General features: G+C 72.2%; 13 protein-coding genes. 5 read left to right on the top strand and 8 right to left on the bottom strand.

Annotated features, from left to right (window positions below):
* Window positions 1–258: 258 nt before the first annotated feature.
* The 3 genes from ACIQE0_RS21500 to ACIQE0_RS21490 all read right to left on the bottom strand — a co-directional run bounded on the left by ACIQE0_RS21500 (window position 259) and on the right by ACIQE0_RS21490 (window position 3392).
* Window positions 259–1023, bottom strand: a complete 765-nt coding sequence (locus tag ACIQE0_RS21500; protein ID WP_366330446.1) for an NUDIX hydrolase — start codon at window positions 1021–1023, stop codon at window positions 259–261.
* 371 nt (window positions 1024–1394) lie between these two features.
* Entirely contained in the window at window positions 1395–2072 is a 678-nt protein-coding gene (locus ACIQE0_RS21495) for a hypothetical protein (protein WP_402334524.1), read from the bottom strand.
* 417 nt (window positions 2073–2489) lie between these two features.
* On the bottom strand, window positions 2490–3392 hold the full coding sequence (locus ACIQE0_RS21490) for a LysR family transcriptional regulator (RefSeq protein WP_402334521.1): 903 nt from the start codon (window positions 3390–3392) through the stop codon (window positions 2490–2492).
* Window positions 3393–3486: 94 nt separating this feature from the next.
* Here ACIQE0_RS21490 and ACIQE0_RS21485 point away from each other — a divergent pair, with 94 nt between their 5' ends.
* On the top strand, window positions 3487–4212 hold the full coding sequence (locus ACIQE0_RS21485; RefSeq protein ID WP_402334518.1) for a hypothetical protein: 726 nt from the start codon (window positions 3487–3489) through the stop codon (window positions 4210–4212).
* An 89-nt stretch (window positions 4213–4301) separates the two neighbouring features.
* Here ACIQE0_RS21485 and ACIQE0_RS21480 read toward each other — a convergent pair whose 3' ends face one another.
* Window positions 4302–4655, bottom strand: coding sequence for a 5-carboxymethyl-2-hydroxymuconate Delta-isomerase (locus ACIQE0_RS21480; RefSeq protein WP_402334516.1), 354 nt, complete (start codon window positions 4653–4655; stop codon window positions 4302–4304).
* A 288-nt stretch (window positions 4656–4943) separates the two neighbouring features.
* Here ACIQE0_RS21480 and ACIQE0_RS21475 point away from each other — a divergent pair, with 288 nt between their 5' ends.
* Window positions 4944–6632, top strand: coding sequence for a hypothetical protein (locus ACIQE0_RS21475; protein WP_402334513.1), 1689 nt, complete (start codon window positions 4944–4946; stop codon window positions 6630–6632).
* 73 nt (window positions 6633–6705) lie between these two features.
* Here ACIQE0_RS21475 and ACIQE0_RS21470 read toward each other — a convergent pair whose 3' ends face one another.
* The 3 genes from ACIQE0_RS21470 to ACIQE0_RS21460 all read right to left on the bottom strand — a co-directional run bounded on the left by ACIQE0_RS21470 (window position 6706) and on the right by ACIQE0_RS21460 (window position 9533).
* On the bottom strand, window positions 6706–7392 hold the full coding sequence (locus ACIQE0_RS21470; RefSeq protein WP_402334511.1) for a hypothetical protein: 687 nt from the start codon (window positions 7390–7392) through the stop codon (window positions 6706–6708).
* 74 nt (window positions 7393–7466) lie between these two features.
* Window positions 7467–7841: a hypothetical protein gene (locus ACIQE0_RS21465; RefSeq protein WP_402334508.1), complete on the bottom strand. Its 375-nt coding sequence runs from the start codon at window positions 7839–7841 to the stop codon at window positions 7467–7469.
* Window positions 7842–7925: 84 nt separating this feature from the next.
* Window positions 7926–9533, bottom strand: coding sequence for a zinc ribbon domain-containing protein (locus ACIQE0_RS21460; RefSeq protein ID WP_402334505.1), 1608 nt, complete (start codon window positions 9531–9533; stop codon window positions 7926–7928).
* Between the two features lie 442 nt (window positions 9534–9975).
* Between ACIQE0_RS21460 and ACIQE0_RS21455 the strand changes: the two genes are divergently transcribed.
* Window positions 9976–10992 carry a metallophosphoesterase family protein gene (locus ACIQE0_RS21455; RefSeq protein WP_402334502.1) on the top strand — a complete coding sequence of 339 codons (1017 nt, stop codon included), beginning with the start codon at window positions 9976–9978 and terminating at the stop codon, window positions 10990–10992.
* Between the two features lie 37 nt (window positions 10993–11029).
* Here the strand turns inward: ACIQE0_RS21455 and ACIQE0_RS21450 are convergent, their stop codons facing one another.
* Window positions 11030–11689, bottom strand: a complete 660-nt coding sequence (locus tag ACIQE0_RS21450) for a class II aldolase/adducin family protein (protein WP_402334499.1) — start codon at window positions 11687–11689, stop codon at window positions 11030–11032.
* A 345-nt stretch (window positions 11690–12034) separates the two neighbouring features.
* On the opposite strand from ACIQE0_RS21450, the gene ACIQE0_RS21445 reads away from it, so the two are divergent.
* Together ACIQE0_RS21445 and ACIQE0_RS21440 are read left to right on the top strand one after the other, a co-directional pair.
* A complete protein-coding gene (locus ACIQE0_RS21445) occupies window positions 12035–12667 on the top strand; it encodes a TetR/AcrR family transcriptional regulator (protein ID WP_366330435.1) in 633 nt (210 codons plus the stop codon).
* 258 nt (window positions 12668–12925) lie between these two features.
* The gene (locus tag ACIQE0_RS21440; RefSeq protein WP_402334496.1) at window positions 12926–13567 is read left to right on the top strand and encodes a helix-turn-helix domain-containing protein; all 642 of its coding nucleotides are present in this window, start codon (window positions 12926–12928) and stop codon (window positions 13565–13567) included.
* The last annotated feature ends 9 nt before the right edge of the window (window positions 13568–13576 follow it).

Raw genomic sequence — 13576 nt, 5'->3', positions numbered from 1 at the left:
GTCAGGCATCCGGGCGGCGTATGACGAGGGGCCGCCCACCCGCCGACGGCCATGGCCGACGGGCCTGCACACCGTATCCCCTCACGCCTGTCGGCCCCGGCGTCAGGGAGGCGGGCCACGACCCGAGCGCGTAGCGTGGCGCCGCTCGGAGATCGACGCGCCAGGGATGCGGGACGGGGCCCGTGTGCGGATGCCGCACAGACCCTTCCTCCGGCACGGTCCGGACAGCGCGATGCCATCAGCCATCGCACGGCGCTGTCAGGCACCCCGCCGGCGCACCGTTTCCTGGTAGTGGCGGAGGACCGGCTCCAGATAGGTGGCGCACGGCCCGTCCAGGCCCGTCAACTCGTCGGCCGAGCCCACCAGATGGATGCGGTCCAGTTCCGGGACGCGGCCCTGCGCGGCCTCCGCCGACCGCAGGGCCGCGTGGCGTTCGGCCAACCAGTGCGCGGGCCGGTCGGGTGCGCGGAACACCACCCCGACGCTCCTGCGCGCACCGCCACGCAGGACCAGCCACGGGGTGAGGTCCTCCGGCGGCCGGTCGATGCCGGTCTCCTCGGAGAGTTCGCGGGCGGCGTGCGACCGGAGTGCGGCGGTGTCGAGGGCTTCGTGGGGGGCGGGCGGTTCGATGGAGCCGCCCGGCAGTTGCCAGCGGCCCGGTGTGGACGTCCACGGGGCCATCCGGCCCACCAGGACCCGTCCGTCCTCCGTCGGCTGCACGAGGGCGACGAACAGGGCCGGCAGCCCGGCAGGCGTGGTGTCCGGAGCCCGATGCCGTGCGTAGCGCCGATAGGTCGTCCGCGCCCAGGAGATGACCGCGCTGTGCGGGCCTTCCCACGCCAACCCCGTGCACGCCGCCGCCGGGCCGTCGAAGAGGTTCGGGTTGGCCCGCACGGCCTGTGCCCAGGCACGGTCCTCGGCCAGCTGTTCTTCGGGCGACAGGGGCGGTGGCGCCACTTCGACCAGGCGGAGCCGGTGCACTTCGTGGAGTTCGGCGGAGGGCCGTGGGGGCGGCTCGTTCACGGGATCACCTTTGCGCTCTGCCGGCCGTCCGTCCCCGCGTGCCTGGGTGGGTGGTCGGGCCGAGGACCTTCCGGTGGGTGGCGGGCGACCGCACGCTTCCGGGGCCGCTCGTCCCGGTCGCCGGGTGAATGACACCGGTGCGCTTCGGAGCGCCTGGCACGCGGGCGAGGGGTCGTGGGCGGCGTTCCCTCTCCTGCCGGGGTGGGGAGGAGAAGGTGCACCAGGCCCACAACTGCCTTGCGAACCGGGTGTGTTGTCGTCCGCTGGTTGCGGATGTTCGGGCACGACGATCCCTCGCCTTGCGCCCGGACCGGATTGCCGTGCGGGCCCGCCGACGGCGGGCCCGCATCGACACCGCGTTCGGCAGCGGGTCAGGCCGCCGCGTAGGTGCCCCGACCCGGGCGCGTGACCAGGTCGGTCTTCTTCACGGCGCGGTCCAGGGTGTTGCGCACGGACTCGATCTGGCCCGGCGTGGCCTCCCGGCCCAGGGCCGCGTTGATGTCCCGCGGACGCATCGGCGTACCGGCGTCCTTCAGCACCTCCAGCGCGGAGTCCAGCAGGCTGTTGCCGGCGTCCTTGGCGGCGGGCTGCTTGGCGGCCGCGGTCCGCTTGGTGACGGTCTTCTTCGCCTTGGGCTTCGCCGCCGCGGCCTTCTTGCCGGCCGGCTTCTTCGCCGTACGGCGCTTGGGCTTCGCCGAGGTGGCGGCCCGCGGCTGCGGGACGACGGAGGCCGTGGCGTCCGCCTCAGACACCGCTTCCGGCTCTTCCTCGACGGCACCGGATGCCGGGGCCGCGGGCTCGGCTTCGCCGGACGTCTCCGGGGCCGCGGTCGCCGGCAGTTCGTCGGCTGCCGCGCCGACGGCAACCGGCTGCCTGTCGGGGAGTGCGGCGCCGGTCAGTACGCGCAGGTGCTCCAGGGCGCTGCGGGCGGAGGTCACCCGCTGCACCACGGCGTCGAGTTGGTTGCGCAGGTCGCGCTCCTGCTCCTCGAGCTCAGGCAGGGCGCCTTCGAGATTCTGGATCGTCTGGTGGAGAACGGACTCAGTCATGTCTTTCCTAACCTCACGGGGGGATGAGATTCCAGTCACCATACGCCCAACGACCGCAAGGCGGGAGAGGGGACGGCCTGGACATGAGGAACTGGTGGAACTCGTGGACCTGTTGTTCTGTCCGTACGCGGACGGTCTTGACTGCGTGAAACGCTCAGGGCATAGGTCTGTCCTCGGCCTGGCAGCGCCTGGGATGGGGCGAATCTCCGCTGGTCGGACCGGTGTTCGGTGACTTGATGGGGATCGGTGGTCTGGCGCCGCGAACGCCGCAAGTCGGCTCGGCGGTGAGCGCCAGTCGGCCTGGCCGCACGGACGTTCAGGCGTGCGACGTTTACGTGCACGGTGTTCGGCCCGGCTACCGCAGACGGCAACCGGGCTCTGGTGGAGTGGAAACGGGGCGCGGAGCCGCCGGTCCGGTCATGTCCCGGTCGTCGTACGGGCGGCGGTGATCAGGTCGGCCAACTGACTGGCCGGGCCGGACGGGTTGACGGGGTGGACGAGTTCGGTGCGGTGGACCAGGCGGGGTCGGCCGACCGGTACGGCCGCGATGCCGGGGAGGGCGGCCGCCAGCGGCAGGGGGAGTGCGGCAAGTCCGTGGCCGGCGGCGGCCAGCGCGGCCAGGCCGTGCAGATCGGTTCCGCGGTGACGGATCCGGGGGCGGAACCCCTCGGTGCGGCAGAGGGCGCGCAGTCGGTCGAGGGGGACGGCGGTGTCGGGGGCGTCGATCCACTGTGCCTGGGCCAGGTCGGTCAGCCGCACCGAACGGCGCCGCGCCAGCGGATGGTTGTCGGGAAGGAGCACGGCCAGGCGCTCCTCGGCCGCCGCGAGGGTGGTGGTGGGTCCGAGGTCGGGCATCGGGAGCGGGTCGCTGGGGGCGGCGGCGCCGTCGACGAAGCCGAGGTCGGCGCGGCCGGTGACGACGTCCGCCAGCACCGCCTCCCGGCCCGAGACCCGGACCTCCAGGTCCAGTGCAGGGGTGCCGGCCCGCAGTTGGGCGAGTGCCTGGGCCACGGTGGGGCCGAGGGCGGCCGGTGAACAGGCGAGGGTCAGGCGGGTGGGCCGGGCCTGGTGCAGGCGGGCGAGGTCGGCGCGGGCGGCGTCCAGGCGCAGCAGCAGGGCGGGGGCGTGTTCCATCAGTCGCGCGCCGGCCGGTGTGGGGGCCACCGGCCGGCGTTCGACCAGCCGGGCGCCCACGTCGGTTTCGAGGGCCGCGATGTGTTGGGAGACCGCGGACTGGGTGTAACCGAGCGCCGCGGCGGCCCCGGAGAAGGAGCGGTGGTCGAGGACCGCGACGAAGGTGCGCAGCAGATGCGGGTCCATGCGCCGCAGTATTCCCTGTGCATCAGCGTTGCTTATCCGCAGTGCAGGGATCATCGTTGGACCTGATCCTGGAGCGCGCAGCAGGATGACTGTCATGAACGACACCGCATCGAGTGCGCCCGTCGCACGCATCGCCCTGGTCGGTGACCGCTCGGAAGCCGTCCGCTCGCACGCCCGTATCCCCGGCCTCCTCGACGTGCTGCGTACCCGCGACGGGTTGGACCTGGACGCCTACTGGATCCCCACCCAGGACGCCCACGAGGACCTGACGGGCTTCGACGCGATCTGGGTCCTGCCGGGCAGCCCCTATCGCAGCGAGGCCGGTGTGCTGGCCGCGATCGGCACGGCCCGCGCGCACGGCATCCCGTTCCTGGGCACCTGCGGCGGCTTCCAGCACGCCCTGTTGGAGTTCGCCCGCAACGTCTGCGGTCTGGCCCGCGCCGGCCACGCCGAGAACACCCCGGGCCTGACCGACGAGGACGCGCTGGTCGTCCCGTTGGCCTGCTCCCTGGTCGGCCACGAGGGAACCGTCCGGATCACGCCCGGCTCGCGGGCGGCCCAACTGCTCGGCACCGACCGCGCCCAGGCCCGCTACCACTGCAACTACGCCCCCAACCCACGCCACTTGGACGTCCTGCGCGAGCACGGCCTGGCCTTCACCGGCACCGACGAGTCCGGCGAGGTCCGGATCGCCGAACTGCCCAGCCACCCCTTCTTCCTGGCCACGCTCTTCCAACCCGAACTGGACGGCGACGGCACCCGCGCCCACCCCCTCATCACCGGTCTGGCCACCGCGGCGGTCGCACACGCCAGGGCCTGACGACGGCCGGGGGAGGCGCATCGGTGGAAGGGGAGGGGCGTTGGGCGCCTTGTCGCGCCGGGCCCGGCCGGCCCGTCGCGGGACCGGTCCTAACGCCGCCGGTTGCGCAGGCGGTAGGAGCCGGGCAGGTCCCGGACCTCCACCGACGTGACCACGTCGTCCTCGGGCAGGTGCTTGCCGAGCAGGGCCAGCACGTCCCCGGAGAGCCGGCCCTTCAGCTCGTCCGGGCGCCCCGGCAGCAGCCCCACGTCCACGTGCACGAACGCGACCTGCCCCGTCTCCCGGTCGCCGACGTAGGTGTCGTCGGCCGCCCGGAAGAAGGTCTTGCACACGCCCGCCGAGCCGGATTCCTCCAGCACCATCGGGTGCAACTCCCGCACGAACGCCCGCCGGTCGAAGACACCGGCCAGCTCTGCGGAGTAGTCGACGGTGATGTGCGGCATGGGGACGGACCTCTCGCGGACGTGTGTTCAGCCCGCCCATCCTTCTCCACCCGTCCGGGCGCGGGACAGCGAGCCCGGTCGCGGGCCCGGCGGGGCGGGGTGCTACGCGGTCGTCGGCCGACCGGGGCGGGGCGGAAGCGTAGTCCGGCGGGGCCGGTTCAGGGCCGCGTGCCGGGCCGCCGGCGGTACCGTGCGGCGGCGGGGCGGAGGCGTCCGGCGCGCCCCCGGAGCGGCAAAGAACCGACAGCCGATCCGTCGTCCGGGCCTCCGCATGAGTAGGGTGCATCCATGCAGACCAGCGGGGAGGAACAGCGCGGCCACGTGCTGCTGATCGCGGGGGCCAGGGCCACGCACCGACGCACCGTGCAGGTGATACCCAGCGCGAACCTGGCGGCGCTGACCGCCGTTCCCGTGTCCGCGCTGCTCGGCAGCACCCTGCCGGCCGACCTCGTCCACCTCGATGGCGCGCGTGATCAGAACACCATGCTCATCAGGTTGCGGACCGCCGCCGCGGCGACCGGGCCGCTGCTCATCTACCTCGCCGGCCAGTTGACCGTGGACCGCAAGCACCACCGGCTCCACCTCGCCTCCGCCGGCTCCTCGGCCGCCACCACGCGCTACACGGCACTGCCCTGGGAATGGGTGCACAACGAGCTGCGCCGGCGGCGCGGTGCCACGACCGTGCTGGTCGACATGGCCGCCGACAAGGGCTCCTGGGCGGTGCTCCAGGAACTCGGCGGACTGCCCGAGGTGAACGCGGAGGTGTACGGGGTGATCACCCCGCCCGGCCTCGCCGGGACCGCGGACGGCATCAGCGTCTACACCCAGCACCTGATCGACGTGCTGCGCACCCAGCCCGAACGGCCCTCGAACGCCCGGCTGCACGCGCTGACCGCGGCCGCCGCCGCGATACCCCCGGGCACGCTCGTCCTGCCGAACACCCCGCAGCTCGCTCCGCCCGGCGCCTACGACGACACCGTAGAAACCCGGCCAAAAGCGCCGATCAAGCGACTGTTCTCCGGCGACCGCGCCGGGCGCCCCGCTCTCCGCCGCCGGGAACCCGAACCCGCGCCCGCTCCGCAGGACTTCGGTCCGTTCCCGCCGCTCCCGTCGGATGGGACCAACCAGAGCGTTCACCCCTTCGTCGACGACCAGCCGCAGCCGCCGGTCATGCCGAACCCGTTTCCCGTGCAGACGCCGCAGCCGATGCCGCTCCCGCCGCCGCCCGCCCCCACGCCCGTGCCCGCCTCCGCACCCCTGACCGGTCCCGTTCCTGCCGGTCCCGAGCAGGGAAGCGCGCCCACCGCGGCCCCGCAGCAAGCCCCTGCGGTGAACCCGTACCAGGTCCCGGCGGCCCAGCCAACTCCCCTGGCGCAGCCCGCACTTCCGCATCAGCCGACACCGGCGGCACCCTCGGCCCCGGCCCCGGAGCCGGTTCAGTCGCCGGCGCCCGTACCGGCAGTCGAGGCGGCACCCGCATCGGCGATGCCGGCCGCGGCGCCGGGCCCCGCGTCCCCGCAGCAGCCCTCCGCCTCGGCGTTGCCCGCGCTCACGAGTGCCCCCGACCCCAGGCCGCTCATCTGGCAGGCCGCGCAGGCCGGCCGCCATGACCAAGCCGCCGAGATGGCCGAGTCATGGGAGCAGCAGGCCCTCCAGCGCTTCGGGTACAACTCGCCGCAAGTCTCGCAATGGGCCGAGATCCGGGCCGATCTCGCCCGGATCGCCGGTCGTTGGCCGCTTGCCACCCAGCTGTGGGTGGCGGTCGCCCGCACCCGGCTGGGGCATCAGCCGCCGGACTCCGCCGAGGTCCTCAACGCGGCCCGCGGGGCGCACTACTGCTGGAACCAGATCACCGACGACGACCAGGCGATCGAGACCGGCCCCGAGTTGATCAACCTGCTCCGCCAACTGCCCGCACTCGACCCCCGCCACGTCTACACGGCGCAGACCCGCCTCCAGTCCCTGCAGCAGCAGTAGCCGACGGCCGGGCCTGACGAGACGAGAAGCAAGAAGGGGGACGGGCTTAAGGCCCGCGGTGTCGTCGACGCGGTCACCGGGTGGTGATCTCGGCGTCGACGATGGTGCCGCCGGAGGCGGTGTACGTCCCCTGGTACACCTTCACCGTGCCGTCGTTCTGGAGCGCGCGCACCACGGCGTCGGCCTTGTCCGGGCTCGTGGTGCCCGTGGCGGAGACGGTGATCTGGCGGGTCGTGCCGTAGCCCGCGACCCAGTCGCCGTAGGCGGCGCCGCCGATGTTCTTGCCGCCGAGTTCCCAGGCCGTGGCGAAGTCATGGGCGTTGATCGCCGCGTAGAACCTCTCGACGAGTGCGCTGGGGGAGTCGGCGGTCGGCGTGGGGTCGGGGGTGGTGGGCAGGTCGTCGGGGGCGGTCGGGTTGGGTGCGGTGGGTGGCGCGGTGTACGGGCCGGTGGTCGACGGCGGGAAGTCGACGGCAGGGGAGTCGGGGGCGGATGAGGCGACGGCGTAGGCGGCGATGCCGCCGCCGATGAGCAGGACCGCCAGCAGCCAGGGCAGCCAGCGGGGGAGGACGGTGGGGCCGACCCGGATGTAGCCGGGGGTGGTGGGCCGGGTGGGGTGCGTGTGGTGGGTGGACGGGGTGGGTTGCCCGGTGGTGCCGCCGCCCCAGGTGGGGCTCTTCGCGCGCAGTGTTCCGCATCGGGGGCAGGAGGTCGCGGCGGCGTCGGGGTAGGGGGCACCGCAGTGGCTGCAGGACGGCATGCGCGTCTCCTCCTTTCGCCGGAGCTCTGCCAACTCCCGGCCGAACGCCCTGCGTTACGGCCGTGGCCAGTCGGCTACAGTCCGTGGATCGCCTGCTCGATGGTCACGGCCAGGGAGGCGAGCGCGGTGAACCGCGGAACGGCGTCCACGAGCGCCCTGGCGAACAGTTTCAGCTTGCCCCGGCGAGGGGTCTCCGAGGCGAGTTCCTCGCGGGCGTCCTGCGCGGCCTCGATCAGGTCCTCCCGCTCGGGATGGTCGGACTGCTGGAGCCGGTCGATCAGTTGGGCGAGCAGATCGCCGATCTCCTGGGGCGACCGCTGCCGGCCGTCGTCGTCCTGGCCCGCACCGGTGTAGCGGACCTCGGCCTTGGCGCCCTTGCCGCTGGCGACGGCGTTCCCGACCACGTTCGAGCCGCCGCTGGCGCTGATTCCGTTGTTCTTCTGCTGCATGGCTCCTCGCCCCTCGTGGGGAATCCTTGAACTCCTGGCCCTGCGCTCGTTCTTCGTGCTGCCGATGCCGGTCCGCCGTGCGGATCAGTCCATGTTCGGCAGGGGAATCTTCTTCAGTACGCTGATCGCGCTCCTGGACTTCCCGCCGGAGGCCACGGCGTTGGACACCACCTTCGCGCCCTCGGCCGCGATGATGCCGTTGTTGATGATGACTTCCTGGCGCTGCATCAGCTCGCCCACGTCGATGTTCCGGGCGTCGCAGAACTCCACCAGGGCGTCCAGTACCCGCTTTTCCACCGTCTTGAGGACCATGCCGCTGTCGGCCTTCTGGAAGTAGCGGCCGTGGCGGGTGGCCGACGCCTTCTGGCGCACGCTCTGCTGCGCACCGTAGTCGAACCGGCGGAGCTGCGTGATGAGTTTGTCCTGATCCCGCAGGCGCCAGGCCATCCCGTAGTCGGGGAAGAACCCCCGGATCGCGCGGGCCGGCGAGGCGATCAGGACGAAGGGGGTGCTGAACAGCGTCTTCGCCGTCTGGCCGGCGAATTCGCGCAGGGACGGGCGGGGCATCAGGGTGTCGATGACGCGGTAGCGGTCATCCAGCGGGCACAGCACGGTCTGGACGGCCTCGACGTAGAGGTTGGAGTCCGACCGGAAGAAGCGGAGGAAGAGCGAGGTGACCAACTCGCCGCGCCAACCGGTGGAATGGACGGCCAGGTAGGGGCGCGCGCCCTCCTCGGGGGAGCGCTTGAGGTCGTCCAGGAGGCCGGTGGAGATGCGGGCCACGGGCCGGCCGAGCGGGTTCGGCAGGAACCGCTTGTCCTCCAGGACCGCCAGGCCGTCGACGAACACCCGCTCCTCGATCTCCAGGCACGGGAGGGACAGTGCGCCGACCCGGTTGGCGATGTGCTCGTAGAGGTCCTTCACATCGAAGTTCTGCGGGGTGGCGCCCGGCCGGTTGGAGGTGGTGACGTCGAAGGACAGGGACCAGGAGTCGAGTTCGGAGCCGTAGCCGATGAAGGGGGCGTAGCCGCTGTAGACGGAGACGTTCCCGCCGGCGTATCCGGCGATCTGGGTGAGGCGGGCCGAGACGTTGCCGTTGAGGGGCTGCGGGGCGTCCTGGGGGTCGAAGCGGTCGGGGCGGAGGTTTTGCAGGAAGCGGCCGTAGCGGGTGGACAGTTCGAAGACGAGCGTCGTCACCCAGGAGAGGAACAGGGCCAGCAGGAAGAGGGCGGGGTTGCCGATCCAGAACCCGAAGACGAAGGCGAGCACGAGCAGGACGGCCAGGACGAGGTCCCGGCCGTGCCGGCGGGCGTCGGCCAGATAGGCGTGCCGGAGCACCACGGTGACATCGCAGGCGGGAGCCGCCGCCACGCCCAGATGGGGTTCCGCGGCGATCTGCTTGATGAGCGCTCGGGTGAACTCGCGGTCCAGGTAGGTGGCGGCGCACAGATACCGGGTCAGATCGCGGCTGCCGCCCCAGCGCGGCCCGGTGGCACGGCGATCGGCGGGATTGGTGGTGGCCACGGACTTCTGCCAGGCCGGTTTGCGGCCGGAGTCGGCGGCACCCGCCTGCTGCCAGGTGGAGGTGCCGCTCGGGCGCCGACCGGTGCCCGAGCCGGCGGTGCCGGCCTGCTGCCAGGTGGACTTGGTCGTGGACGGCGGCGAAGGGGCGGTGGGTGCATGGGTACCCACGGCCGTGCCGCAGTGGGCGCAGAACGCCGCCTCTGGAGGGGTGCTCCGGCCACATCCGGAGCACGCTGCTGAACGCGTCATCGCTCCCCCGTACATGAGAGATCCCACGTCCTTCCAGTGCACCACAGTGGCGCGCCGGGAACACTGGGACCGACGCGCTTTGACGCGGGACCGTTACATGCCCCCGCGCGGTCGGACCGGTCCGCTCGCCGGCCCGTAGGGCGGCGTTCATGCGGCCGTCATCGCGAATCCGCACGTGGGGGACGGTGCGTCACCTATGGATGAGGGGTCCGGCCCACGGCGGCGCCGGGGCGTGCGGGAGGCGGATGCCCGGCGTGCGCACCGGAGGTGTGCGCCCTCGGCCGTCACCGCGTCATCGCCACTGCCACTCCGTCACCTCCACTCCGTCACCGCCATGTCGTCCCAGCCAAGGAGATTCACCGTGCAGCGCAGATCCCTGCTCACCGCGGCCACCGGGGCGGTGGCCACCGCCGCCGTCACCGCCACGCCGGCCGCCGCCCTGCCCCGTGCGGGCCGTCCGGTCACCACGTTCAACGTCATCAGCGACATCCAGGGCGACCTCGGCGACCTGGGGACGGCGCTGCGGGACATCCGGGCGACCAATCCGGGGAGCTCGGGACTGGCGATCGCCGGAGACATCACACCGCGCGGCTACGATGCCGAATACGCCCAAGTCAAGGCGGTGTTCGAGCAGAATCCGCACTCCCGCACGCTGGCCTGGGCCATCGGCAACCACGAGTTCTATGTGCCCAAGTGGCGGGACCCGGACACGCTCGCACAGGCGACCTGGCCCAACGGCACCACCGAGGACTCGCTGTTCCGCAGCTTCTACCGCTTCGCCGGCCGCAACACCGTCTTCGCCGAGCACGCCTTCGGCGGGATACCGGTGCTGAGCCTGGGCACCGAGCGGTACATGCACTACCACGACCCGCAGTTGTGGGACGAAGTCTGGTTCAGCGAGGCGCAGTTCAGCTGGCTGGAGGAGCGGCTGGCCCACTGGACGCGCCGCCGCAAGCCGATCATGGTGATCACGCACCATCCGCTGCCCGACACCGTCTCCGGCAGCCGGAACAAGCTCTACCAGCGTGACTACCTCCAGGCCGAGCGGCTGCTCGGCCTCCTCGGCCGGTACCGGGACGTCTTCGTCTTCTGCGGACACACCCACTGGGACCTGCGGCTCTCCGACTGGTACGTGCGCCGGGTGGTGCCCGGCACCGCCAACCTGGAGGGCTTCTCAGTGATCAACACGGGGGCGGTGCAGACCGGTTTCGCGGACAACGGCCAGGGCGGCGAGGTGACCGTCCCCGGTACGTTCAACCAGGGGCTCCACGTCGAGGTGCATACCGACCGGGTCGTCGTGAAGGCCCGCGACTTCGCGACGGGGACGTGGCTGAAGCAGATCACGGTGCCGCTGTCGACCCCGGGGACGGGCGGCTGAGCCCCGGGGCGACGGCCTTACCGCATCTACCGCCGGCTCACCCCGCGGCGCCGACGGCCCGCTCCTCGGCCGACAGCGCCAGCCGGCTGAGCTCCTCGACGTACGCCAGCCGCTCGCGGGCCGTCGCGAGGTCCCGGCCCCAGGCCAGCACGCCGAGCCCGGCGATGAGGAGGGCGGGCGGGGCGTCCTCCCCGCATCCGGCGAGCTGGTCCGCGACGGCCTCGGCGGTGCAGGGGACGTCGGGCCAGGTGGTGACAAGGGGGAGCGCCGCAGGGTGCGGGGCGGTCAGGCCCATGCCGTGGGCCGACTCCCGGCCGTTCACGGTGACTTGGTCGACCGTCCCGGTCGTGCCTGCCGTCGACGCCAGGGTGGTGGCATGCGGGGTGGGGGCCTGGACGACCGCCCCGCATGCGGGGAGCAGGCGGTAGAGGGCCAGGTGCAGGGCGGTGTCGGCCGGGGGCCAGTCGACCTCGCCGAGCAGGGGAAGCCCTTCGCCGGGCTCGACCATGACGATGTCGTCACGGGTCAGCGCGCCCCTGTCCGGTCCGTCGACCGTGATCAGGACGGCGTCGCCGCTCCGCGCCGAGAGGCTCCCCGCGGCGCCGGGCATCCAGCCCTGCTCGTGGAGGGCGCGGCCGGCTGCGGCGAGGTTCCCCCGCTGCAACTCGGCGCCCACACCGATGATGACGGGCTTCACGGAGGATCATCTCCTTCTCCAGGGAAACGGGACTGCTGCGGGAATCAGGGGGAGGGCCGGCGGCAGGCACGCCGGTCCGGCTGCCTGTCTTCCTGCCTGGCCGAGGGGCCGCCGGCTGCCATGCCTGTCGCCATGACTGCGGTGACGGCAGCAGTCATCGCCGACTGGACGCTGACCGGATCAGGGCCACACGCATCGTCAAATGACGCTGCACGGAAGTGAGTTGCCTTGCCGCGCACGGCGGCACACAGGCATTACACGACCCCACTCCCCCTTCGAGCCCCACGAGTATACTTACCGGTATAGCTACTGACGTAACCATACCGATCGGTGTACCGTCAAGGCATGACTGGCGACAGTGGGACGACCGGCCGGAGCGGGAAGCGGTGCGGTGCACCACGCCTGACCCCCGCCGGCCTGAGGATTCTCGACACCGCCTCCCGGCTCTTCTACGAGCAGGGGATCCGGGCCGTCGGCGTGGAGGCGATCGCCGAGGAAGCGGGGGTCACCAAGAAGACGCTCTACGACCGCTTCGGCTCGAAGGAGGATCTGATCCTGGCCTATCTGCGTGCCCGGGACGAGCGGTGGCGCACCACGCTCGTGCGGTACGTCGAGGCGCGGGGCGGAACCCCCGAGGAGCAACTGCTCGCCACCTTCAGTGCCCTGCGTGACTGGATGCGGGAGTGCAACGCCCGCGGCTGCGCCTTCGTCAACGCCTCTGTCGAGCTGCCGGCCGACCACCCGGGACAGGGCGTCGCGCGCGAGCAGAAGGGCTGGCTCATGGGCTACTTGGCGGAGCTCGCCACGGCGGCCGGCGCCGACGATCCGGCGGCACTGGCCGGTCAGCTGCTCATCCTGCACGAGGGCGCCTGCATCGCGAACTCCATGCGGTCGGTCGAACGGGCCGCGGAACGCGCCCGGGGCATGGCCGCGGTGCTCATCGAGAAGTCCCTGACGCAGCACACCGCAACGCCCTGACGCGGCACACCGCAACGCCCTGACGCGGCGCACCGCAACGCCCTGACGCAGCACACCGCAACGCCCTGACGCCGCGCACTCGGGCGGCCTGAGCGCCCTCGCCCCGAAAGCGGCGCCGGTCGGGATAATGCACGGGTCCGGAAGGGCGCGTACGTTGAAACGAACGGGCGGAGAGAAGAGGGGGCGGCCGTGAGCACGTCCGAGAGGTCGGCGAGTCCGGGGAGTCCAGAGGTTTCCAGAGGCCGCAACAACCCTCCCGTGTACCGGAGTTCGGAGAACTCCGAGGGATCGATCAGGGAGATGCTGGCGGCCAACCTCCGGCGGCTGAGGACCGGCCAGGGGCTGTCGCTCTCCGAGCTGTCCCGGCGGTCGAAGATCGGCAAGGCCACGCTGTCGCAGCTGGAGTCCGGTACGGGCAACCCCACCATCGAGACGGTTTTCAGCCTCTCGCGCGTTCTGGAGGTGCCCATCTCGGACCTTCTGGACGCCCGTCCCTCCGGCGAGTTGACCGTGGTGCGCGCCGAGGAGGTCGAGGTGCTGAGCGGGGAGGGCGTGGACCTCCGGCCGCTGCGGCGGATCGAGTCGGGCGACGCCGTCTTCGAGGTCTACGACCAGCGGGTCCGCGCCGGCTGCCGGCAGGACTCGCTCGGTCATGTGGGCTCCGAGCACACCATCGTCCAGGCCGGCAGGCTGGCGGTCCGGGTGGAGGGGCGTGAGGTGGAACTGGGCCCGGGGGACTACGTGGGATTCGACGCGACGCTTCCGCACAGCTACACGGCGGTCGGGGGTGCCGTGCACTCCGTGCTCCTGCTGCAGTACCGGGCCGACCAGCGGCTACATCTGTCGGAGCCGCGGCCGGAAGGCGGAAGTCACCTGTCGCATAAGGCAGTTGATGACTGATCAGTCACG

This window comes from Streptomyces sp. NPDC093097 (genome assembly GCF_044754325.1).
Lineage (GTDB): Bacteria > Actinomycetota > Actinomycetes > Streptomycetales > Streptomycetaceae > Streptomyces.
The sequence above is the reverse complement of the archived record's forward strand: the minus strand, read 5'-3'. Positions and strand labels throughout refer to the sequence as shown.